This window comes from Cyanobacteria bacterium GSL.Bin1 (genome assembly GCA_009909085.1).
Lineage (GTDB): Bacteria > Cyanobacteriota > Cyanobacteriia > Cyanobacteriales > Rubidibacteraceae > Halothece.
Genome location: JAAANX010000035.1, coordinates 17,514 through 40,331, shown reverse-complemented (window position 1 = coordinate 40,331; position 22,818 = coordinate 17,514). Strand labels below are relative to the sequence as shown.

The following is a 22,818-nucleotide window of genomic DNA, read 5'->3' as shown; positions in this document are numbered from 1 at the left end:
CTATTCCCGGGATGCCCGCCAAAGATATTATTGATCTCGATCTGGAATGCCCGATTGGTTTGACTTCGCAAGTCATCGCGTGTCTTGAGCCGCTTGGGTACTTCCATGAGGGCAACAAAGGGATTCCCGGAAGGGAAGCGTTAGCACCGAAACTCGGGACCGAGGCTCAACAACAATCGGTGCATCACTTGTATGTCTGTGAATCGGGTGCCCATGAACTCAAGAAGCATCTCGCTTATCGTGATTACTTGATTCAGCATCCCGATCGCGCTCAATGGTTAGCTGAACAAAAACGAGCTGTCGATGCCTCTGCTGAGTCGCGAGCGCAATACATCAAGGACAAGGCTCCGTTTTATGAAATCATTACCCTTGAATCACTGGCGTGGGCTAAGATTAAGTCTAAAAAGTGATTCAGGTATTAATCTGATTCGCTAACATCGTCGCGAGGAAAATCTTCGGTAAGTTCTTGCCCATCGATGTAACGACCTTAATGAACTGATTGGAGTACAAAGATGACATGCTCCCCAGAAGAAATGCTTCCATCCCCTCCCGAGTCTTTGGCTAACGGTGAGATTACGCTACGTTTCAGCCATATAGGACCTGGAGAGCCCTGGCATGGGTTCGTCCCGTATTTCCACTTTCGCATCATCATTACCGATGGGTCGGATGTTGGGCAGATTAATTTTCGCATCGGAGAGACAGAGCACGTTCGAGTTTGTGCTGGTCACATTGGCTTTGAAATCGTAGAGTCTTTTCGAGGTCACGGCTTTGCGTTTCAGGCGTGTCGCGCGATCGCGCCGTTCGTCCGCTCGGTTGACGAGGCGGTCACAATTACTTGCGACTCCGACAATTGGGCATCCCGACGTACCATCGAGCGTTTAGGTGCTGAGTTGGTTGATGAGGTGGCTGTGCCAGCTGATGATCCTCATGATCAGCGAGGGTCACGCACTAAGAGGCGATACAGATGGACCCCTTCACAGAGCTAATTTAAGCTGGCACCCGACTCTCCGGTATGTACAATTTGGGAAGAAATCCGCGCCTACGGGTGGGTGAAGCTCGGTTGTTAGTCCTCCTTCGTCCACATCCCCTACATCGGCAGATTAAGCAACTCCTATTCTTCAATTGGGAACAGGAACAGTTCAATCCCATTCTTCGTGGAAGTCATACTGTTCTGGGGCTTGACCAGAAGCGTGTAAAAGTTGAGGCTGCTTGCAATCTTGAGTGAGAGGCTGAATTTCTTCTAAAGTGAGCTTAAATTCCCATCGAGAGCCTAAATCGAATAAAAATGTCATCGTTTGACCCACTTTTAACGGTAACGCTTCCACCAGAAATTCATCGGTACAAGGAGGATCTTCCAGAAAAGGATGATTAATCATCAATGTTTTCCCTGTGCTTTGTTGGCCAATAAACTGATAGAGATGATCATCTGAAAACTTAAAGGCATCAAGAATGGCTTCGGCTAAATCATCAAGACACAGGAAAGAGGGAATGGCAATTCGTCGCCAAGGCTTTCCCAGTGACACCTTAAAAAGATAAACGCCTTGTGTGGAATCATCCGGCTCAACCACAAGATTGTTTTGCCATTGCGGGAAGTAAGGCTGGAAGAGTGTTTGCAATTTCCCAAAGCGGATCACTGGTTCGAGGTTGACAATCTCTTGCCACAGTGAACTCACTGGAAATGATGACTCGTCTCCAAGTAAGGCCAAACCTAACACCGTTAAAATTCCTTTTCCATAAGCATTTTTTTCAAGACGCTGCACCCGCCAACCTTTCCCTTCCTCAGGTTTTCCTTGCTCAACTCTCATTAAACCAAATAAATCGAATAAGGCAAGATTGTGCCAACCTGGTGTGTAACGAAAGGCAAAATAGCCTTCTAACTCCTTGGTCAATTGAATCTCGTCTCGGTTTAACATTTGCCAAAAGCGAAGACAGTGAAACAAGGTGGGAGATTGATCCCGTTCGCCAATCGTTTCATCACTGGCGTGAACCAGCCACGCTTCTAATAATGTGAAATATTGTTCGGTTGCATTCAGTTGATTCCAGAGTTGATAAGTGGCTTCATCAAGTACTAACTTTTGTTTTCTCTTCTCGGAAACAACAACAACTAAGCCCGTGGTTCTTAACAGTAAGTAAATTCCATTTAAGGCAGGATAAGATTTCTGAACGGGTCTCTTTAAATCGAGTTGCGTCGGTTCAGTTAATTGGGCATTTAAGGCTGCTAAGTGTTTGAGGGGAAACAAACTATGTTTGCCACTGACTTCGATTCCCTCATCTTGCAGTAAGTTGAGAAAGGTTTGGAAGTCTTGGAGAATTGTTCCGGGGCCAGTTTCGGTAATTGTTTGCTGATTCAGAATCGTTTGCGCTTGTTCAATGGTCGGGTTCATCGCATTGACCGAAATTTTCCTAAAGCTAACTTAATTGTATTTCAGCCATTCCCACAGAGGGCAATACCTTGGGTTCGGTCTCCAACCTAAACTGTCAATCAATTTTATATTTAGAGGAATCTCAACCGGTAACACATTGAATTCTCAATAGTTGTCAAGTATTGTAACGGATCAAAATGAGATCAGGAAGCCAAAGAAAATACTTTCAAGAGTGCCTTCACTCTCGGGTGAGAATAAATAAACTCTCATCGCCACCGCGACCAATTCTCATTGTTTCATCAATGTAAGTAATCTTGAGGCTGGGAATTCGACCAACCGGATTTCTCGCTTCTACCACTCTCATCGGATCCAGCCAATGGGTCTTAATCCCTAAAATTCGCTGAATTACCAGAAAACGCTGTTGAAAATTAACATTAATTCGTTGAAGTTAACGAAAAATAAATAATGGTAGAAACGCTTAAGGGAAACGCTTCTACCATATATTACTGTGAATAATCGCTCAAGAAGGTTTTTGTTGCTTGTGACGTTGCTTTTGCAAGCGTCTTTGTTGGGCAGCAATTACGCCTTTACTGACTGGAAAACCAGCGACTGGAATTACTTGGAATTCCCGTTCTGCTTCCAGTTCTTTCAGTTTTTTATAGTCAACCCAGTGGATACAGTTAACCGGACAAGTATCAATGGCTTCTTGAATAACGTCCTCTGTATCCCCATCTTGACGAATGGCCCGTGCCCGACCGTATTCCGGTTCAATATAGAAGGTATTTTGTGCGGTATGAGCGCAGTGTTTGCAACCAATGCAAGTTAACTCATCCACATAAACTCCCTTCTCTCGAAACAGTCCCCCTAACTCAGGTTCGTAACCGGAACGGTTGGGATTATGACGTAAAATACCCCCTAATTCGGGTTCTAGCCCGGAACGGTTGGGATTTTCTGAGTCAGACATTACGCACTCCAGCGTTGAACAACAAGACGAATGGAACCATCTTTATTTTTTTGTTCTTCTGCAACTTGGAACCCTTCGTCCGCAGTAGTATTCATAACGGTGTGGTAAGCATAGCGTTGGCTCACTTGATTGAGGAAGCCATTCACGGTTAAGGGTTGTTGCCAATACTGTAAATCAGCAACCAGTTCATATTCGCTGCCATTCCAACGGAAACCAACATCGTATTGGTTCTGTTGTTCGATGACCACTTCTGCGCTATGAGTTTGTCCTTGATAACCGCGAACGGTTGCTGGACCTTCTTTCCAGCTAATATCCATGTCGCTGAGCGCAGCTTTCAAAGAAGAAAGATTCCGAATTTGAGTTTTAATTTGGCTAAAGTGTGACATTTGATCTGATTCTCCGCACCAGTTTACTTAAATTTAACAAAACAAACGTTTCTATAAAAAAATTTACCAACGGTCTGAGCAGGCGCCTTCTGTTCAAGAAGGCGTAATCTCAGACCAAGAAGTTGTCGTGGTTTGCGTCGTCGTTGTGGTAGAGTCTAGTGTGTTTTGGGAAAAATATTCTGAAGTTTGCTCTTGAGAAACCACTTGTCCGAGTTGGGCTTCGATCGCCGCTGTTACTTCGGTACAGGAGTTACCAACAATGCCGGTAACTTTTTCCTCAACTCGCCCATCCGGGCGAATAATGAATTCTAGGGTTTCCATGCTCATAGGCTTCTTGCTGAGGGTAAAGGATTAAGATACAACTTGGGGCAAGATAAAGTTTGATGAATCTCAATGATTATCATTGATTTTTGATAATTATTAATGATTTAATGAGAATTTGCCCCAATACTTTGTAAGTTTGGCTTAAGTTTCTTGAAGCGTCAAGTATAGCGAAAGCCGAACGGAACATAAATTGTCTTGTTGGTTCAGGAAATAGGGGCGATTGCTGAGACTCAAGCTTGGCAATTTTTTACAAAACTTAAAAAACGCTTCACAATCAATTAGGCATGAATAGCAAGCAACAAATGCAACCAATTAATGTCGGGATTCTTGGCTTTGGTGGCTTGGGACAAGCGGCAGCCCACCTTTTACAGCCGAAGCAAGAAATGCAATGGGTCGCCGTGGCGGATCAAAAAGGATATGCGTATCAAAGTCAGGGCTTAGATTTGCCACGTTGTTTAGAGAGTTATCGCCATCAAGGATCCGTTGGGCATTTAGACAGCATGGGCACCCTCTCTACAACCAGTATCCGCGATTTAATTCAACAGTATCCTGTTGATGCTTATTTCCTCGCCCTCCCCAATTTACCCAATACATTTATGGCGTCCGTAGTCAGAGAATTTATCAATGTGGGTTGGCAAGGGGTGTTGGTTGATGCCCTGAAACGAACCAGTGCCATGGAAGAGTTGCTAGGGATGCAAAACGAATTAGAAGCAGCAGGAATTACCTATTTAACAGGCTGTGGGGCGACTCCTGGCTTACTGACTGCAGCGGCAACAGTGGCAGCGCAAAGTTATGCGGAGATTCATGCAGTGAATATTACCTTTGGTGTCGGCATTGCTAACTGGGAAGCTTATCGAGCAACCATTCGTGAAGATATTGCTCATTTGCCCGGTTATACGGTAGAACAAGCAAAAGCGATGACGGATGAAGAAGTGGCTGCGCTGTTAGCGGAAACCGATGGCATTTTGAAGCTCGAAAATATGGAACATGCAGACGACTTAATGCTTGAATTAGCGGGAATTTGTCCGCGCGATCGCGTTTCAGTTGGGGGGGTTGTGGATACTCGTCATGCCGAGAAACCGATCAGTACTAATGTTCAAATCACCGGACGCACATTTGAAGGAAAAATTTCTACTCACACCTTTACTCTCGGTGATGAAACCAGCATGGCAGCCAATGTCTGTGGGACTGCCTTTGGCTATCTCAAAGCAGGAACCCAGTTTCACCGTCGGGGTTGGTATGGCGTTATGACAGCAGCAGAAGTGATGCCAAAATTTGTCCGTTAGCTCATCTCATCGATTTTGGTAGAATAACTGGTCCTCTGAAACCGGCTTTAAGAGGATTGAAATGACCGCAGCTGGGCGGTCAGCGCAAGCAAGGGGTCGCCGGAACCAAGTTCCGGCGCTTGTGAACCCCGCACTGGACTCAAAGTCCGGTGTACCGCTGACCAACGGTCAAAGATTACGCCTTCGGAAAACGGAAGGCGTAATCTTTGACTTTGATGAAGAGTTGATGCTAAGCAAAATTGAGCCAAAACTCTGGTAACGCAGCTTGATCTAACTACGGACCGATTCATCGGTCACTCAAAACTTTATAGATTGGTATTAATAAATTGCCCCAACTAGAGGAGAATCTAATGCCAACGCAAACCATGCAGAAGTATGAATGTTCCGTTTGTGGATATGTCTACGATCCCGAGCAAGGGGACCCTGAAAACGGCATTGAACCAGGAACCCCCTTTGAAGACTTGCCCGAAGATTGGGTTTGTCCAAAGTGTGGCGCGGAACAAGAGCAGTTTACAGCACAATAGGAAAGTAGGACCAGCCCTTTCAAGGTATTAACTTTGTGGTTTTACATTTTGGGATAAAATCTTAGGTTCTGTTGATGCTTCTCTCTAAAACTTCTGCCATATGTTGACTTGAAGAAAATTACGGAAGCCCTTGCACGACGACCAAAAACAGTTGCTCTATCGTCTTGTGTCAACAAAACCTAGTACTCTGTCCATGGCAATTTTGTCATTGACACTCTCCGCCCTAGAAGGACGGGGATTCTCGCCTCAAAGGGTGATGCTAGATCAAGCAAAAACTTCATCTCCGCGATCATTGCCCTAAGCGAGCTTTCTTCTGAGCAGTTGCATCGAATCTAATTGTTGTCAAAGTAACTTTTAGAGTCCCCTCTAAGAGTCATACTTTAAGATAATGATTAGTGATTGTTTTTGTGAGTTAATGTTAGAACAATTTGCCAGTGATAATTACTCTGGTATCTGCCCGGAAGCTATGGCGTATCTGCATCAAGCCAATCAAGGTAATGCCCTGGCTTATGGAAACGACGAGTGGACACAGAAAGCCGCTGATCATTTCCGAAGCTTATTTGAAACGGATTGTGAAGTCTTTTTTGTCTTTAATGGTACAGCAGCCAACTCTTTATCCTTAGCTGCACTTTGTCAATCGTATCATAGTGTTATTTGTCATGAAGTTGCTCATATTGAAACTGATGAATGTGGGGCACCGGAATTAGCTTCTCATGGCTCTAAATTATTGTTAGGTCAAGGCAGCAATGGAAAATTAACGCCGGAATCAATTGTTTCAATTGTTAATAAAAGAGCAGATATTCACTATCCTAAACCTAGAGTGATTAGTTTAACTCAGCCCACAGAATTGGGAACGTTATACACTCTGGAAGAATTAATGGCAATCCAGGAAGTTGCCCAAAAGTACCAATTAAAAATTCATATGGATGGGGCTCGTTTTGCTAATGCAGTAAGCGCCATGAATCAAACTCCAGCCGAAATAACCTGGAAATGTGGAGTCGATGTCTTATGTTTTTGCGGGACTAAAAACGGGATGGCTTTCGGGGAAGCGATTATTTTCTTTAATAAAGAATTAGCAGAGGATTTTGCCTATCGTTGTAAACAAGCCGGACAACTTGCTTCCAAAATGCGCTTTATTGCTGCACCTTTTTTAGGATTATTAGAAACAGGGGCTTGGCTCAGAAACGCTCAACAGGCTAACGAATGTGCGGCGTATTTAGAACAGAGATTAGCCGTGATACCAGAGATTGAGCTAATGTTTCCCCGGGAAGTCAATAGTGTATTTGTGAAGATGCCGCAAGAAGTAATTAATGCTTTGAGAGCAAAAAACTGGTATTTTTACACGTTTATTGGCGTAGGTGGCGTTCGTTTTGTCTGTGCTTGGGATACCACTCAATCTAGAATTGATGAATTAATTAGCGATATTAAAGATGCAATTGCTCGATCTGATTAGTCATTGGTCATTGGTTATTTGTCACTCTTCCTCTGAATCAATCGTTTTCCATTCTTGAGTCGGGTGGCTCTTTTGCTGTTAAGGGAGAACCACCCTCGCTCAAATGAGTAGAATTGTTAATCTAAATCTAATACTCCGTCAGCACTCTCCCGACGACGCTCTTCTTTGGCTTCAAATTCAGCAATACAGTCTCCTTGAACGACCATGACACAGCTGAGATAGTCCGTTGCTTCAATTAAGGCAGCTCGCAGCGCTTTCCCCACTGGTGCGCGGCTAGTTTCGCTATTATCTTGACCAAAGTTAACCCCTCCAATGCTGACATTGCCAGAAGCACCACTGGATTCCGAGGTTGCTCGTCCCTCGATGGTACGGGCATAAACGACTTCAGCGCTTGTCGCATCCACAACCCGCAAATCAATGGCAACATAAGATTGTTGTTCATTGTTGCGACTGCCGCCCCCTAAGCGCACAGGACCAATGCTAATACCGCCCCTTCGACCCGTCGATTCGCTAGCGATTCCTTCTTCATAAGAGGTGACTTTACCCAACACAATATATTGCGCTCCCGTGAGTTCTCCTCTTTGGGCTTCTGTGCCTTCGCGAACAAGCCCTAATTCAGCTAATTCCTGCTCTGAGAGGACCTCACCTAATTTTTGTCGCTCAACCACCCTGAACTGACCGGTGGATGTCAACTCGTTCATTAAGGCATCCGCTAACTCTCGAGAAGTTCCCGGATTCCACCACCACAAGTTACCCTGTGTTTCATTTTTAAATTCTGGAACCGAAATAGTGGGTTTTGCTTCTTGTGCAGAGACATTGGTCAGACTCCCCCCTAAAGACATTGCAATAGTGATTAATGTTAGTGTAGTTTTGCGATAAAAAAATCTTAAAATATGCGAATTAATCATAAAAGATAATGCTCCAAATAACACTCAGAAATCATTATATTATTTCGAGGTCGATCGCGCGCTACAGTTTTGAGAGATTAGCTAAAATTAAACGAAATTAGTTTTCCCCAATCCCAATCTGAAGCTAAAACTTGAGAAGACGAGATGACCGAAAAAGCAGTGGTTTTACTTTCGGGTGGTTTAGATTCTTCTACCGTCCTATATCAAGCGAAAGCTGAGGGTTACGAGTGTTATGCCCTTTCCTTTGACTATCAACAACGCCACCAACGAGAATTAGAAGCCGCCCGAGATATTGCTCAGGCTGCAGGTGTGAAAGCACAGCAAGTGGTCCGCTTTGATCTCGGCTTGTGGGGGGGATCGGCATTAACGGATCAAACAATTGAGGTTCCGCGCGATCGCGCTCCGCAAGAAATGGCTGAAACGATTCCCATTACTTATGTTCCGGCTCGGAATACCATTTTTCTCAGTTTTGCTTTAGCCTATGCCGAAGCCCTAGCCGCACAATTTGTCTATCTCGGAGTGAATGCTTTAGACTATTCTGGCTACCCTGATTGTCGTGCGGATTACATTAATGCCATGCAGCAGGTCTTTCAATTAGGAACCAAACAAGGGCGAGAAGGCAATCCGATTACTATTAAAACCCCGCTCATTGAGCTCAAAAAAACAGAGATTATTCAATTAGGCAATCAACTCCACGTGCCTTGGGAAAAAACTTGGTCATGTTATCAAGGAGAAACTGAATCCTGTGGCGTCTGCGATTCTTGTCAGTTAAGATTAAAAGCGTTTCAAGAATTAGGACTAAGCGATCCCCTCCCTTATCGTGCAAGAACGGGTGCTGAGTGAAATGAGAAAGAATAATTTTCCCGAATATGCAATTTTCTGTGATTTTGATGGAACCATCACGGCTGAGGATACTTTCACAGGAATGTTAAAAGCAGTCGCCCCCCATTTATGCGATCAATATTTGCCTGATATTTATGCTCAAAAATTGACATTGCGGGAAGGGGTGAGGCAGATTATCGAATCGATTCCGTCTCAATCCTACTCGCAAATGATTGATTATGTGGATGATATTCCCTTGCGTCCGGGATTTGTGGAGTTAGTAAAATTTGCCATCATCCATGAGATTCCCTTTCATGTGGTTTCCGGTGGCTTAAAAGATATGGTAGAACGGGTTTTAACTCAGCAAAAGCTCGGCAATCGCTCGCTATTGGAACAGGTGGCGTCGATTAGTGCGGTTGCTATTGATACGAGTCAGGATTATCTACAAGCCATTTCTGACTACGAAGGGGGAACGGAACTGGTGGCGAAAGTGGACGTGATGAAACAATATCCAGCCGGAAAAACCATTTCTATTGGTGACTCGATTACGGACTTAAATATTGCCTTAAATGCCAATATTAGTTTTGCGCGCGATCGCCTGGCGCGCTATTTGGATGCTGCAGAACGATTCTACTATCCTTGGGATGACTTTTTTACAGTCCAGGAACAGTTAAACCAATTGCTTGCAGCGGAAGCAACCATACAATCCAGAGGGATTTAAGAGCGTCATCTGACAAAGGGATTTTCTCTGCGCGATCGCGCCAATTGTGATTTACGCTGATACCCTTTCGACAAACTGACGCAACCGGAGCAATGCTGCCGTCTGGGCTAAGTTCAGAGGGAGAAGCGAAATTCCTTCTAAACGAGATTGGACCCAGCCTTCATCCCAACACCATTCATGATAACCATCCACGCCTTCGCTCAACAGGAGACGCAGATAAGAGTCGGTTAAGGTTTCGATTTCATGTTTAATTGTCAGTAGTCCGGTGCGACTGGTGAAGGTTAAGCCGGCTTGGAGTTCATGGGGTAAACCAGGAGAGAGTTGCTGTGGAAACAACCATTGTCTTAATTTTTCCGGATAACATAAACTTTCTCTAATCGACTGCGCTGAAGCATTGACTTCAATGCGCAAATGACTCTGTTGAAAAGTGCCAAACATAGGGAGTAATTGGTTATCAGTTCTTTCTTTAGTTGTAACATCCCGCTTAATTACTGCCAGGAAAAGGAGAGTTGACAAACCCTAACTCGCGGAGTTGTTGATAAGATTTTCTTCCTAATTCCGAGGTCGGATTTTGAGAGCGAATCACTTGGATTAAGAGGGGAACCGCTAAGGCGGTTTCTTTTTGGGCGCGATGGACTAACGCCAATTGATAGGTAGCGCGATCGCGCATTTGTGCTGCTTGTACCGCTTGTTGGCGTTGTTCTTGCGAAACCTGATTACTAATCCCTTGAAAACTTCCCGCCAGTTGTTGATAAAAGTTAGATAACTGATTAAAGATTCTTCGTGCCGATTGCAGTTTTTCCTTTGCCAAATCATAATTTTCTTCTTCAATCGCTGCACTGGCTTCACTCATTAGCTTTTCTCCTCCCTCTAAACTGAGGAGAGTATCAGGGCGTAGCGTTTCCGGTGTGTCTTCACTGCCCGCTTCAGGCGTTTCTTCACTACCAGCTTCAGGAATTTCCACATCCGTCTCTGGTGAAGTTTGAGCCAATAACGGTTGTTGAACAAACAACAAGGGTAGCCATAAAAAAGTACTAATACTAGCTAAGCGAAATTTAGAAAATACCATTACCATATTGAAAAGAGCAAATAGAAATACCATATATCAGTTAGACTGACTGATTCTAACATTACTGATTGCTCCTTGTTCATTATTTGTTGACAATTCCCAAATCGCCTCATTTGCACTCAAGCTTCATTTATGCCACAAAATCCTTGGTTTCAGGCGCTCCAAAAACCTGCTGAGGAATTTCCTCTCACGCCCCTAACTGTTCTTTCTGGCAACCTACCCTCTGGTTTGAAAGGAACCCTTTATCGCAATGGTCCGGCTTGTTTAGAACGCGGCGGACAAAAAGTCGGACACTGGTTTGATGGGGATGGCGCGATTCTAGCCGTTCACTTTACACCGGAAGGAGCAAAAGCGGTTTATCGCTATGTGCAAACCGCTGGTTACCAAGCCGAATCTGCAGCCAATCAATATTTGTATCCTAATTATGGGATGACGGTGCCGGGTCCGTTTTGGAAGAATTGGGGTAGAGAGGTGAAAAATAGTGCCAATACTTCTGTTTTAGCCCTGGAGGATAAAGTTTTAGCGCTCTGGGAAGGTGGACTCCCTCACGCTCTTGATCCAACCGATTTAGCAACATTTGGTCCTGATACTTTAGGAAGTTTGTCTTCTGGATCGCCCTTTTCTGCTCATCCCAAAATTGATTCCCAAACCGGAGAAATTTATAATTTCGGGGTTTTTCCAGGGAAAGATAGCACCTTACAGGTTTATCAAAGTACACCGCAAGGCAAGGTGGTTCAAACCGCGATGGTGAAGCTAGAAGGGTTACCTTTGATTCATGATTTTGTTTTAGCGGGACGGTATCTGGTTTTTCTGGTGTCTCCGGTGCGAGTGGGATTACTGCCAGTCTTATTAGGCTTGAAAAGTTTTAGTGACGCCATGCAGTGGAAACCTGAATTAGGAACGGAAATTATTGTGCTCGATCGCGCTACCCTTTCTGTGGTCACTCGTCGTCAGACAGATGCTTGGTACCAATGGCATTTTGCGAATGGCTATGAAGAACCCGACGGGACAGTGGTTGCTGAATTTGTCCGCTATCGCGATTTTCAAACTAACGAATATCTCAAATCAATTCCGACTGGAAAGCCAAAAGTCCATGCCGAAGGCAACTTGTGGCAGTTGCGGCTGAACCCGAAGACCGGAAAAGTCCTGACTAACCTGCCTTTACTCGAACGAGACTGTGAGTTCCCAGTGGTTGCACCACCAGCGGTGGGACAATCCCAGAAAGATACCTATCTATCAGTGCATCGGGAAGGGGTTGATCCACAACAAGAATTGTACGGCGCGATCGCGTGTTATCATCATCCCACTGCGACATTAACGATTGCTGATGCTGGAGAAAATCGCTATCCGAGTGAACCAATTTATGTTGCTGATCCCGAAGCCTCTCATTCCGGCTGGCTATTAACAATTATTTACGATGCCAACCAACATCAAAGTGAAGTTTGGATTTACCAACGGGATCAATTATCCGCTGCTCCCCTGTGTCGTCTTCAACTGCCAAAAGTGATCCCTCATAGTTTTCATGGCACTTGGCAACCTAAAAAAACATGAAAAATTGTAAACCGGGGAGCAGCGGTCGTTACAATAAGATTAAGAAGATGAGTAATTTTGCTTGGGGACGTTACTCTACTGAGCAGCCAATTTGTTAGTTACCCGAACGGAGAGAAAATCTATGACGGATACCAACTTAAATACTCCCATTGCCATCTCAGGGCGAGAAATGGAAATTATTGAGTTAGTTGCAGCCGGTTTAACGAATCAAGAAATTGCGCAAAAATTAGAAATTAGCAAACGCACAGTTGACAATCATATTAGCAATATCTTGACCAAAACTTCCACTGAAAACCGAGTTTCCTTAGTGCGTTGGGCTTTACAGTGGGGCAAAGTTTGTCTCGATGAGGTGAATTGCTGTATGTTACCGACTCCGCAAAAAGAAGCCCCCTGATAGGAGAGCAAATGAGCAAACGTCAGTCGCAGATGAATGGGGGAAAAGGCTGGAGATATGCCAATGATTCACCAAAATTATCGAGATGATCTGAGTTGGTAATTCGCAATGAAGGTCTCGATGGCTTTCCACTCTGATTGGCTGAGCGGTTGAGTAACTAATTTCATCTGAAAACACACTTGGGCAGCCGCTTTAAGCTGAGTAATAATTTCTCCCTGGGTTACATTTAAGCTCAGACAAGGGGGAGTTTGCTGAAAGACTTGCTGGAATAGATTGGGATCGGGAGACAATTGCATCGAACCATGTTGTAACACAGTTTCTCCACGCCTCAGTTGGGCACTACCAATGAGTTTTTCGCCCGTACTGGTCACTAGATCGGCACCAGTAGCGGTTTGAAAGCAGTTTGCCACATCTCGATAGCCCCGTCCTTGGTTGCCATAACATAAGGATATCCCTAACTGTTGCCAACCCGTAATTAAAAATTGACAAATGGCTTCATACACTGCAAGACGCTTTCCAGATATCCCGGAGAGAACAACGGCATAGGTTAAGTCTCCCTGATGTAAAACAGCTCTCCCGCCAGTGGGGCGACGCACTATATCTAAGGTTCCTTGTGCTGCTAGTTGTTGCCACCGATCTGGAAAGCGTTTTTGATGATAGCCTAGGGAAATCGCTGCGGGACACCAAGTGTAGAAGCGTAGAGTTGGCGGATGCTGCTGATTTTGGCATTGTTGCAACAACCAGGCATCAATGGCCATTTGGATCTCCCCTGATGCTGGGATCAGTGGGAGAAATCGCCAAACGTTACTGGTCTCCAAATTCTGCTTGTAGGGCTTCGTCGTTGTCATCCGCGATTGAAGCAACCAAGGTAATAGCGCGAGAAATTTCCACAGGGGATAAATCAGCGACGGTACGATGGGTTAAAACGACCACCTCTTGATTATAAAGGGCAAAAGCAGTTTCATAGGTTTCTGACCAATTCATTTCTAATAGTTTGCGCATTAACCTAGGCTCATCTTTGACCGGAAGTTTGAGGACTGATGACCAGACCGCAAGCGTATCTTCATCACTGTCACCAGTCAGTTGTACAAACACTTCTACACTACCGTACTGAAACTTCCAAAGATGACCGCCGTCACGATGGCTGACCATTGCTGTATCATTTTGATCCAGACTGCTAATAACGGTTTCAATTACTTCCACATGGGTGGCGCTGGTTTCTTCCTCTAGCAAAGCATTCGTTTCTTCTAAGGTTAGTAATTCTTCTCTTCCGGCTTGATTGTCGGTGGTCATAGCTTTTATCCTTAAGTGATTGTAATTAACAATAAAAAATCAAAAGAGTCAGTTGCATCTTCCTCAGTTACCTCTCATCTTACAAGGAATAGGGAAAATTCCTCGTCAACTACCCACAATCAATCGCTAAACGAGATGTGATTGGGGCTTGTTTCTGCCGTCCACCTCAATTCCATGAACCTCGAAAGGCGCATGGCTTTGGCTTCCTCCGACGAAACATCCGATAACTCCAAAGAGTCATCTGGGCAGGCTGACAAACTACCCGTACTTGCCCAGTCTTGCCGAACAAGTAACGTTCTCATTGCTATGTTCCTAGCACCCACCAAGTCTGAATGAAGATCAAACCCACAATTCTCACAGTGGAAAGTTAACCCTTTGTTAGGTCGATTTCTTCTCGAAGTATGTCCACAACAAGGGCAACTTTGGGAAGTGTAATCAGCATCTACCTTGTGAAACTATGGCAATTCCTGAGGCGCCGTCGTCGGAATTTAGTTCCGACGTTTATGAACGCCGTCTCGCGACTAATCGCTACGCTATGTAGTCGGAGAATCCTTGCCATATTTGTTGAATAATTCAGCAACCCTCTTAGGTTAAACTAGAGCAGACTTAACGCGTGTCTTTTACCATTCTCTTATGCTGGAACCAGACTTTCAAGTGCATCCTCCTGTGATTCTGGTTGTTGAAGATGAGAAAACTCTGCGTCTCATTTCTAAATATGCTTTGATTCAAGAAGGATATATCGTACAAGAAGCGAGTAATGGCGAGGAAGCATTAGCAATTTGCGATCAAACCATTCCTCATTTACTTTTATTGGATGCGATCATGCCAGGCATGGATGGATTTACCTGTTGCGCCGAATTTCACAAGCGATTGGGAGAAAATTGTCCGCCAATTTTAATGGTTACAGTTTTGGATGATGAAGAATCAGTAGATTTGGCGTTTGAAGCCGGTGCCACTGAATATATTACGAAACCGATTAATTGGGCTGTGTTACGAAAGCGGATTTACCGGCTTTTAAAAACCCAGTGGGCCTTACAAGAGTTGGAACGTCGCTATCAGGAAGCCCATCAATTAAGTCTGGAATTGGAAAAAGCGAATCGGAAACTAGAATATTTAGCGAGAGTAGATACATTAACACAAGTTGCCAATCGCCGGACATTTAACGAGCGCTTCCAGGAAGAATGGAACCGTTCGTGCCGTGACTCATCTCCGATTAGTCTGGTTTTATGCGATATTGATTATTTCAAACCATATAACGATTATTATGGACACCAAGCTGGGGACAGTTGCTTACAAAAAATTGCGGCAATTCTCAGCAAAAATTGTCAGCGAGCCAGCGATTTGGTTGCGCGGTATGGGGGGGAAGAATTTGCCTTGATTTTGGGAGGAATTAACCAAGAACAGGCGACTTGTCTCGCGAACAAAATTTGTAATCAGGTGCGAAAAACGGCAATTCCTCATGCTGCTAATCCGAATGGCAAGTATCTCACCTTGAGTATGGGCGTGGCGACTCTCATTCCCAATCGTTATTACAAAAGCAGTGACTTATTAACCAAAGCGGATTCTGCTTTATACCAAGCAAAAGCATCCGGGCGCGATCGCGTCATGACTGATTACTCTTAATCGCAGGTGGTACCAAGGTTTTCTCGATGAGCAATTGGTCTCTCCTCCTCTGTCAGTATTGGACAAAGGATAAGGAGTGAGGGAGCTCTCACTAGATTGGAAAGCGATCACGATAAAGGCGGATAATTTTTGCAATCACTTCTTCAATGGTGAAATCATCTGTGATCAGTTCCAGGGCATCAGGGGCTTTGCGCAGCGGGGCAATTGCGCGATCGCTATCATAGGTATCTCGCTGTTGAATTTCTTGCTGCAGTTGCTCAAAATCGATATTATCCTGCCCTTGGGTCAGGAGTTCCTCTTGTCGTCGTCGCGCCCGTTCCCGCACGGAAGCCGTCAGAAAGATTTTCAATTCCGCATCCGGGAAAACCTGAGTGCCAATATCGCGCCCTTCGGCAACGAGTCCGCCTTTTTCCCCCCACTGCCGTTGTTGCTCAAGTAATTTGTCCCGCACTGCTTTTTGAGCAGAAATGGCAGAAACATTGCGAGTAACCAGAGAACTCCGAATCGCTCTTGTCACATCTTTCCCATTGACACTCACTTTCACCGGCGTTTCCGGATCGCGACTCAGGACCAGTTGTAAGTCTGCTTGCGACACTAATTCGGCAATTCCCGCTTCATCATCGAGAGCAATTTGGGAGTTGAGCACGAGCCAGGTTAAGCCCCGGTACATGGCGCCGGTATCGAGATGTAATAAACCGAGTTCATAGGCGACGCGCCGAGTCACCGTTGATTTGCCAGCGCCAGCCGGTCCATCAATGGCAATAATCGGGGCGCGATCGCGCAGCAGTATATTATCAATCAGTCTGGTCTGTCCCACATACACGGCTAAGGCTAATAAGGCTTTTTTTTCTACTTTTGGCAAGGGTTGTAAGGTATCTGGATCGACCAACGCCGTATAATCCAAGTCAGATGCCGACCATGGTGCATCCTGACGTAATAATTGCAGGAGTTGTTCGGCCGTGCGGACGTTTTGCTCTTGAAAAGCTTGTTGGGCGCGTTGGAGTCCCTGATAAATCCCTTGCGCTTTTTCTTTTTCTTCCGGCGTGAGATACTGATTGCGAGAGCTATAGGCTAACCCTGATTCCTCACGAACAATAGGACAAGTGTGAATTTTCACTGGCAAATTTAAATCTGCTACTAGACGCCGGATAATGGCTAACTGTTGGGCATCTTTCTGGCCAAAATAAGCAGTTGTCGGCTGAATAATATTAAAAAGTTTGGTGACGATGGTTGCTACCCCTTCAAAATGCCCAGGGCGACTTTTGCCACACAGGGGAGCAATCATCGCCGGTGGCGGAACGACTCGCGTCATGTTTTCTTGGGTTTCGGTTCCGCTCGCACCGGAAAATTGAGGATATAATTCTTCCACTGTCGGCGCAAAGACAATATCAACGCCCGCTTCCTCACATAACTGACAGTCTTGTTCCAGTTGACGAGGATATTGTTCTAAATCAGAACCGGGTTCAAATTGCAAAGGGTTGACAAAGATGCTGACAACCACCACATCATTGGCTGTGACTGCCTGCGCAATTAAACTGAGATGACCCAGGTGTAAGGCTCCCATCGTCGGAACCAAAGCCAGATTTTTGTTGGTTTGCCATGCAGATTTGAGTTGGGTTCGCACTCCCGCGATCGTTCTAAACAGACGCATCGCCTTTTCCTCTCTCAACACAGTTAACAGTGAGACGGATGCCTCACTGCTATCATCTGTTTTAGCTTATCTCAATTTTGAGTTATCGCCCGAGAATTTCGATCCGAACGGGTGCGGTCCCCGAACGAATCATGCCAATGGCTTGTGCTGCGGCTTTTGATAAATCAATCACGCGACCGCCAATGTAGGGACCCCGGTCATTAATTCGCACAACGACTGCTTGACCATTGCTGAGATTGGTTACTCTCACTTTCGTGCCAAAAGGTAAACTACGATGCGCTGCTGTATAAGCCCAAGTATTGAAGCGTTCTCCATTAGCAGTGCGACGACCGTGAAACCCTGGACCATACCAAGAGGCTTTTCCTTGCATCCGAGCAATCAGGTTCTTCAGGGATTCTGACTTGAAAGCGCTGCCATTGAGTGGCTGGCTTTCTCGAATCTGATCCTGGGACTTGGGAGTGATTGTAGCGGCAGTTGGGTTTGCTGGATTCTGGTCAAGCCGTGCTGGGGTCTTAGCTGCCATTATCCTGCCACCTAAGCCGGCACTCAAAGCACTGGTTAATAACGTAACTGTTAGCAGTTGTCGTAGTTGATGGTTCATCATGTAGTTATCAACACTCCTCAGTATTTGCTTAATTTTGGAAGCATTCATTTAATTCTGAAAGTTAATTGCGGTAAAGTTCCTCTATCTAGACGAATAAATCAGTAATTGAACTAGGAAAATTACCTTCAGCACGAGAAAATTGATTTCCGCACTGCGTAGTTATTATCCCTGATCTAAAATCAGACCAAGATTCGGTAAGGTGAGATGGGTCCAGAAATTGGGCAGAATTTCATAACAATTTCTCTTTAACAAAAACTTAATCAAGTCAACTTTAATGATTCTAAAGAAATATTACAAATAAAACAAGTTATGGATTATCAACAAGCAGGAGTCAATATTGAAGCAGGACGGTCATTTGTGGAGCAAATTACTGCTTTAGTCGAGAAAACTCATCGCAAAGAAGTTTTAAGTGGGTTAGGAAGCTTTAGTGGCTATTTTCAACTTCCTACAGGTTATCAGGAACCCGTGTTGGTTTCTGGAACGGATGGTGTTGGCACTAAACTTAAAATTGCTCACGCAATTAATCGCCACAATACAGTGGGGGTTGACTTAGTGGCGATGTGTGTCAATGATATTTTGACCTCAGGGGCAGAACCGCTTTTTTTTCTGGACTATATTGCAACCGGGAAACTGGAACCAGAACAATTGACAGCAGTAGTGGCAGGAATGAGTGCCGGGTGTCAAGCCAGTGGTTGTGCGCTGCTGGGAGGAGAAACTGCGGAAATGCCCGGATTTTATCAAGGTGGCGAATACGATTTAGCCGGCTTTTGTGTGGGGATTGTGGAGAAAAGTCGATTATTAGATGGTTCTCAAGTCCAAGTGGGCGATCGCGCGATTGGTTTAGCCAGTCAAGGGTTACATAGTAATGGCTTTAGTCTGGTGCGAAAAATCGTCGCCGATCAAGGGATCAACTGGTCCGATCAGTTTCTTGAATTTGGAGAAAAATCTTTGGGAGAAATTGTGCTGACACCCACACAAATCTATGTGGAACCGGTTTTAGCAGCGCTGCGCGCTGGCTACAATATTCATGGCATGGCGCACATTACCGGTGGCGGATTGCCGGAAAATCTTCCTCGATGCTTAAGTGGCGAGCAATCCGTTCAGCTCGATCCCAAAACATGGCCAGTGCCGCCGATTTTTTCTTGGTTGGCCCAAAGGGGGAATTTGAGCTCAAAAACCCTTTATAACACCTTTAATATGGGCATTGGCTTTGTCGTGATTGTTCCGAGCGCGATCGCGGATGAGATAATCAGCTTCTTTAATGACTGCCATTTCTCTGCCTATGAAATTGGCGAAGTGGTTACTGGCAGTGGGGAAGTAACGGGATTAGAATAAAAGCCAACTCCATTGCTACTCAACCTTTATCAAAAGGCGGCACCCAGATTCGAACTGGGGATAAAGGCTTTGCAGGCCCCTGCCTTACCGCTTGGCTATGCCGCCACATCATACTGGAATTTAATTATATCAAACGATTAACAAAATGCGTCAAGACGTCAAACGTAATTCCCAAAACCGTGATCCAGCTTTAACACGAGTGCGCCGTTTGAGCCGGTTTCTCGATAATGCAATTACCATCCCGGGTACCTCTTACCGGGTTGGCGTTGACCCACTCCTGGGTTTATTTCCAGGGATGGGAGACTATTTAGGGGCATTTTTATCAGGATACATTGTGTTTGAAGCGGCGCGTTTAGGGAGTTCTCGGGCTACATTGGGACGCATGGTTTTTAATATTATTTTAGAAACCGTTTTAGGGTTAATTCCAGGCTTAGGGGATATTTTTGATGTTTTTTGGAAAGCCAATGCAAAGAATACAACTTTGTTAGAACAAAACCTTGCTTCTTCCGAAACGCGAGAGAAAACAGACTGGGTATTTTTAGTGGCTTTACTGGTTGGACTCGCTTTAATTATTATTGGCATTGCCAGTCTTAGCATCTGGATTTTTATTTCAGTTCTTCAAGCCAGTCCTTTTATTTAGTTAATGTCGAGATGCAGCTATATCAGGAATAATTTGAATGCGAGAACTTGCATTTAATCTAAGATAAATTGGTAAGTTAACATTGGCTTGAAACTCAAACAAGAGACTCTATTATCAGTTTACCTTCTTCCAATCCAACTTATATGAAAACTAAAACAATTCAAGGCATTGTCGTTGCTCATACCCACTGGGATCGCGCTTGGTATCTTCCATTTCAATCGTTTCGTTATCGACTCGTGCGGATGATTGATGAGTTAATTGATCTCCTAGAAAGTGATGCAGCATTTCGTTTTTTTACCCTAGATGGGCAAACGGTTCTCTTAGAAGATTATCTCGAAATTAAACCTGAAAAAGAAACTCGTCTTAAAAGTTTAATTCAATCGGGTCGGATTTTAATTGGTCCTTGGTACACTATGCCCGATTTATTTTTAGTCAGTGGCGAAGCCGTGATCCGCAACTTACAAGTTGGACGAAAATGGTGTCAAAAATTCGGGAATTATATGGCGGTGGGTTATCTTCCCGATCCCTTTGGACACTTTGCCCAAATGCCGCAAATTTTAAGGGGATTTGAGATTGATAGTTATATTTTTATGCGGGGTTTGGATGCAGAAACAAAAGCCACTCATGGAGCAATTTTTAATTGGCAAGCCCCTGATCATTCAAGCGTTTTAGCGATCTATCAACGGGAAGGTTATTTCCCCGTTGGGGCATTAGGTCACCCTAGTGTTTTTGGACGGTTTGAAGGACATGAAGCCAATTTAAATCTAGCAAAGAAACAAACCGAACAAGTATTAGAAACAATGCTGCCTTTACAAGGAGAAAAAACGCTTTTATTGAGTAATGGCTTTGATCATATGCCAGTGCAAAAAGAAATCCCAGAATTATTATCAAAATTAAATGAAACAGTAGCAGGAATTGAATTAACGCAAGGAACGATTCCTGAATTTATTGCAGCGATTCAAGCAGAAAATCAGTCTCACGAAACTTACCAAGGCGATCTCATTGGCAATGCCGACCAGCCCATTTTGGCCAGTGTTTATTCCACGCGCATGTATCTCAAGCAACAGAATCATGCCGCGCAACGATTATTATCGCGCTATGTGGAACCGATCAGTGCCTGGCTAGAAAGTTTTGGCTTCGGAGATGATGTTCGTCCGTTTTTAGAACAAGCGTGGCGGCTACTCCTGAAAAACCATCCCCATGATGATATCTGTGGCTGTAGTGTGGATGGGGTTCATGACGATGATGAGTTTCGCTTTCGTCAAATTGAACAGTTGGGAGACGCGATGTTAGTGGAACAATTGGAAAGCCTATTAAAACAGGGGTTTGTTCCACCCCAACACACAGGAGAATACACGACAGATGTTTTTGTTTTTAACTCCCATCCTTGGGAAGCGACTTATCAAGTGGAAACCTCGATCTATTTTCCCAACCCCGATGGAGAATGGGGAGACCCCTTACCGCCTTTGGCTTTAGCGGGCTGTGAGGGTCACGGCAAACCCATTAAAATTAGTGTACTGCATACGGAAGCCCCGAGAGCGCGATCGCGCTACCTAGAAACCACTTGGGGACGACGCTATGATATTGCTTTCTCGATTACCCTTCCCCCCTTAGGCTATCAACTGGTTCATATTTACCAAGATCATCAACCCTTACCAGAAACCCCTCCCGACCAACCCTTAGTTTTAGAAAACGAACGCTATTGGCTTGCCATCAAAGATCAGCAAGTTATCCTCACCGCGGAATGCGGTCGAGCGCAAGCCCCGGAATTGGATTCCGGGGAACGCTCGACAGAAAAAGCGACACAAACGACTTTCTCGGACTTTCTCCAGTTGGAATATCAATTGGATGGCGGGGATACTTATTCCTTTAGTCCAGTTCCCGAATTTCAACCTGTTTGGGGAACATTGAAAACCGCAACCCTTCATCCCCAGAAAACAGATACCTTACGCTTAAGCTATCAGCTAACCGTTCCGAAAGGGTACAGTGGAGAAAAAGGGATTTTTGGCGAAACGACGCTCAACATAACAGTTGATCTCACCCTGACGCCGCACGCTGCAGTGGGAATTACCATTCACTATGAAAATACGGCTGAGAATGGACGATTACGCGCTGTCCTTCCTTTAGGCTTCTCCACAAAGGAATCTCTAGCTGATGGACATTTTCGCCTCGTTTCACGTGAAAAACCAGCTTTACGCACCCCAGAAAGCGACCCCGAACGGTATCAAACTTACCCTGGAGAATTAGATTATCCAACGCATCACCAAGGCGATTTTATTCTCTTTTCTGGGGATGATTATCAAGTTTGGGTAGCCAACCAGGGCTTACCCGAATATGAAGTAATGGGAGAGCAAGTGGCGATTACTTTACATCGTGCCGTGGGTGATCTCTCCGTCGGGAAAGGTCGCATTCGCCCTTGTCAAGCGGGACCTTCTGTTCCTACCCCAGGCGCCCAATGTCAACGGAAACTGAGTGCAGAATTGGCGTATGGCATTGCAGACTTGCCTCAATCAAAAATAATCCGTTATGCCCGTGAATTTTCTCATCCGGCTTGGGTGCGAGAAATGCCTTACTTACCTTATCTCAATGCTGTGGGAGAATTAGCGCGTTGCGGTTCTCTCTGCGCCATTGATAATCCGGAAATAATTTTATCAGCCTTGAAACCGGCAGATGAACAAGGAACACTGGTGTTGCGCTTGTATAATCAAAGTTCAGAGGAACAAACCGGAACAATCCAGTTTGGCTTTCCTACTCATGCTTACTGTGAGACCAACTTTTTAGAAACTTGGCAGGAAAACCATTACTATGAGATGGAAAATAATCAGTTTGCGGTCTCTCTTCAAGCTTATCAAATCAAAACCTTTTTATTGCGGGACAAAGTGACTCAGAGGGCGTTTTAAAAGTTTT

General features: G+C 44.8%; 25 protein-coding genes, 1 tRNA gene and 2 pseudogenes. 14 read left to right on the top strand and 14 right to left on the bottom strand.

What is annotated here, in order from left to right; all coding sequences use genetic code 11:
* Both GVY04_02930 and GVY04_02925 read left to right on the top strand, forming a co-directional pair.
* Nucleotides 1-410: hypothetical protein (locus tag GVY04_02930; protein NBD15117.1), on the top strand; the 410-nt coding region annotated here is incomplete at its 5' end.
* A 102-nt stretch (nt 411-512) separates the two neighbouring features.
* Nucleotides 513-986, top strand: coding sequence for a GNAT family N-acetyltransferase (locus GVY04_02925; GenBank protein NBD15116.1), 474 nt, complete (start codon nt 513-515; stop codon nt 984-986).
* Nucleotides 987-1,139: 153 nt separating this feature from the next.
* Here GVY04_02925 and GVY04_02920 read toward each other — a convergent pair whose 3' ends face one another.
* The 5 genes and pseudogenes from GVY04_02920 to GVY04_02900 all read right to left on the bottom strand — a co-directional run bounded on the left by GVY04_02920 (nt 1,140) and on the right by GVY04_02900 (nt 4,040).
* Nucleotides 1,140-2,384 carry a plasmid pRiA4b ORF-3 family protein gene (locus GVY04_02920; GenBank protein NBD15115.1) on the bottom strand — a complete coding sequence of 415 codons (1,245 nt, stop codon included), beginning with the start codon at nt 2,382-2,384 and terminating at the stop codon, nt 1,140-1,142.
* Nucleotides 2,385-2,601: 217 nt separating this feature from the next.
* A pseudogene (locus GVY04_02915) lies at nt 2,602-2,808 on the bottom strand (fimbrial protein).
* 75 nt (nt 2,809-2,883) lie between these two features.
* Nucleotides 2,884-3,327: a ferredoxin gene (locus tag GVY04_02910; GenBank protein ID NBD15114.1), complete on the bottom strand. Its 444-nt coding sequence runs from the start codon at nt 3,325-3,327 to the stop codon at nt 2,884-2,886.
* The gene (locus GVY04_02905) at nt 3,327-3,713 is read right to left on the bottom strand and encodes a DUF1257 domain-containing protein (GenBank protein NBD15113.1); all 387 of its coding nucleotides are present in this window, start codon (nt 3,711-3,713) and stop codon (nt 3,327-3,329) included. Before GVY04_02905 ends, GVY04_02910 begins: the two co-directional genes overlap by 1 nt.
* A 93-nt stretch (nt 3,714-3,806) precedes the next feature.
* Entirely contained in the window at nt 3,807-4,040 is a 234-nt protein-coding gene (locus GVY04_02900; GenBank protein ID NBD15112.1) for a DUF2997 domain-containing protein, read from the bottom strand.
* 281 nt (nt 4,041-4,321) lie between these two features.
* On the opposite strand from GVY04_02900, the gene GVY04_02895 reads away from it, so the two are divergent.
* From GVY04_02895 to GVY04_02880, 4 genes are all read left to right on the top strand, one after another.
* The gene (locus GVY04_02895; GenBank protein ID NBD15111.1) at nt 4,322-5,323 is read left to right on the top strand and encodes a saccharopine dehydrogenase-like oxidoreductase; all 1,002 of its coding nucleotides are present in this window, start codon (nt 4,322-4,324) and stop codon (nt 5,321-5,323) included.
* Nucleotides 5,324-5,384: 61 nt separating this feature from the next.
* A complete protein-coding gene (locus GVY04_02890) occupies nt 5,385-5,582 on the top strand; it encodes a hypothetical protein (GenBank protein NBD15110.1) in 198 nt (65 codons plus the stop codon).
* A gap of 106 nt (nt 5,583-5,688) precedes the next feature.
* Nucleotides 5,689-5,847, top strand: a complete 159-nt coding sequence (locus tag GVY04_02885; protein NBD15109.1) for a rubredoxin — start codon at nt 5,689-5,691, stop codon at nt 5,845-5,847.
* Nucleotides 5,848-6,262: 415 nt separating this feature from the next.
* Nucleotides 6,263-7,300, top strand: a complete 1,038-nt coding sequence (locus tag GVY04_02880; protein NBD15108.1) for a threonine aldolase — start codon at nt 6,263-6,265, stop codon at nt 7,298-7,300.
* A 116-nt stretch (nt 7,301-7,416) separates the two neighbouring features.
* Here GVY04_02880 and GVY04_02875 read toward each other — a convergent pair whose 3' ends face one another.
* A complete protein-coding gene (locus GVY04_02875; protein ID NBD15107.1) occupies nt 7,417-8,208 on the bottom strand; it encodes a penicillin-binding protein activator LpoB in 792 nt (263 codons plus the stop codon).
* A gap of 144 nt (nt 8,209-8,352) precedes the next feature.
* Between GVY04_02875 and queC the strand changes: the two genes are divergently transcribed.
* Nucleotides 8,353-9,051 carry a 7-cyano-7-deazaguanine synthase QueC gene (gene queC / locus GVY04_02870; protein NBD15106.1) on the top strand — a complete coding sequence of 233 codons (699 nt, stop codon included), beginning with the start codon at nt 8,353-8,355 and terminating at the stop codon, nt 9,049-9,051.
* 1 nt (nt 9,052) lies between these two features.
* Nucleotides 9,053-9,751: an HAD-IB family phosphatase gene (locus tag GVY04_02865; GenBank protein ID NBD15105.1), complete on the top strand. Its 699-nt coding sequence runs from the start codon at nt 9,053-9,055 to the stop codon at nt 9,749-9,751.
* Between the two features lie 51 nt (nt 9,752-9,802).
* Here the strand turns inward: GVY04_02865 and GVY04_02860 are convergent, their stop codons facing one another.
* Together GVY04_02860 and GVY04_02855 are read right to left on the bottom strand one after the other, a co-directional pair.
* Entirely contained in the window at nt 9,803-10,189 is a 387-nt protein-coding gene (locus GVY04_02860) for a hypothetical protein (GenBank protein NBD15104.1), read from the bottom strand.
* 46 nt (nt 10,190-10,235) lie between these two features.
* Nucleotides 10,236-10,820 carry a hypothetical protein gene (locus GVY04_02855; GenBank protein ID NBD15103.1) on the bottom strand — a complete coding sequence of 195 codons (585 nt, stop codon included), beginning with the start codon at nt 10,818-10,820 and terminating at the stop codon, nt 10,236-10,238.
* A gap of 132 nt (nt 10,821-10,952) precedes the next feature.
* Here GVY04_02855 and GVY04_02850 point away from each other — a divergent pair, with 132 nt between their 5' ends.
* Both GVY04_02850 and GVY04_02845 read left to right on the top strand, forming a co-directional pair.
* Nucleotides 10,953-12,371: a hypothetical protein gene (locus GVY04_02850; GenBank protein NBD15102.1), complete on the top strand. Its 1,419-nt coding sequence runs from the start codon at nt 10,953-10,955 to the stop codon at nt 12,369-12,371.
* A 121-nt stretch (nt 12,372-12,492) separates the two neighbouring features.
* Complete coding sequence (locus GVY04_02845) at nt 12,493-12,765, top strand: HTH domain-containing protein (GenBank protein ID NBD15101.1); 273 nt, start codon at nt 12,493-12,495, stop codon at nt 12,763-12,765.
* 77 nt (nt 12,766-12,842) lie between these two features.
* Here GVY04_02845 and GVY04_02840 read toward each other — a convergent pair whose 3' ends face one another.
* The 3 genes and pseudogenes from GVY04_02840 to GVY04_02830 all read right to left on the bottom strand — a co-directional run bounded on the left by GVY04_02840 (nt 12,843) and on the right by GVY04_02830 (nt 14,507).
* Nucleotides 12,843-13,613, bottom strand: coding sequence for a lipoate--protein ligase family protein (locus GVY04_02840; protein NBD15100.1), 771 nt, complete (start codon nt 13,611-13,613; stop codon nt 12,843-12,845).
* Nucleotides 13,570-14,058, bottom strand: a complete 489-nt coding sequence (locus GVY04_02835; GenBank protein NBD15099.1) for a YbjN domain-containing protein — start codon at nt 14,056-14,058, stop codon at nt 13,570-13,572. The genes GVY04_02840 and GVY04_02835 overlap by 44 nt, the downstream gene beginning before the upstream one ends.
* A 119-nt stretch (nt 14,059-14,177) precedes the next feature.
* Nucleotides 14,178-14,507, bottom strand: a pseudogene (locus GVY04_02830) (transposase).
* Between the two features lie 187 nt (nt 14,508-14,694).
* Between GVY04_02830 and GVY04_02825 the strand changes: the two are divergent.
* Nucleotides 14,695-15,681 carry a diguanylate cyclase gene (locus GVY04_02825; protein NBD15098.1) on the top strand — a complete coding sequence of 329 codons (987 nt, stop codon included), beginning with the start codon at nt 14,695-14,697 and terminating at the stop codon, nt 15,679-15,681.
* A 91-nt stretch (nt 15,682-15,772) separates the two neighbouring features.
* On the opposite strand, the gene GVY04_02820 is transcribed toward GVY04_02825, so the two are convergent.
* Together GVY04_02820 and GVY04_02815 are read right to left on the bottom strand one after the other, a co-directional pair.
* Complete coding sequence (locus GVY04_02820) at nt 15,773-17,332, bottom strand: bifunctional pantoate--beta-alanine ligase/(d)CMP kinase (GenBank protein ID NBD15097.1); 1,560 nt, start codon at nt 17,330-17,332, stop codon at nt 15,773-15,775.
* A gap of 82 nt (nt 17,333-17,414) precedes the next feature.
* Nucleotides 17,415-17,933: a septal ring lytic transglycosylase RlpA family protein gene (locus GVY04_02815; protein ID NBD15096.1), complete on the bottom strand. Its 519-nt coding sequence runs from the start codon at nt 17,931-17,933 to the stop codon at nt 17,415-17,417.
* 312 nt (nt 17,934-18,245) lie between these two features.
* Between GVY04_02815 and GVY04_02810 the strand changes: the two genes are divergently transcribed.
* Nucleotides 18,246-19,271, top strand: a complete 1,026-nt coding sequence (locus tag GVY04_02810) for a phosphoribosylformylglycinamidine cyclo-ligase (GenBank protein NBD15095.1) — start codon at nt 18,246-18,248, stop codon at nt 19,269-19,271.
* Nucleotides 19,272-19,305: 34 nt separating this feature from the next.
* Here GVY04_02810 and GVY04_02805 read toward each other — a convergent pair.
* A tRNA-Cys gene (locus tag GVY04_02805) sits at nt 19,306-19,376 on the bottom strand.
* A 40-nt stretch (nt 19,377-19,416) separates the two neighbouring features.
* Between GVY04_02805 and GVY04_02800 the strand changes: the two genes are divergently transcribed.
* On the top strand, nt 19,417-19,911 hold the full coding sequence (locus tag GVY04_02800) for a DUF4112 domain-containing protein (GenBank protein ID NBD15094.1): 495 nt from the start codon (nt 19,417-19,419) through the stop codon (nt 19,909-19,911).
* Between the two features lie 143 nt (nt 19,912-20,054).
* Complete coding sequence (locus tag GVY04_02795; GenBank protein NBD15093.1) at nt 20,055-22,811, top strand: glycoside hydrolase; 2,757 nt, start codon at nt 20,055-20,057, stop codon at nt 22,809-22,811.
* The last annotated feature ends 7 nt before the right edge of the window (nt 22,812-22,818 follow it).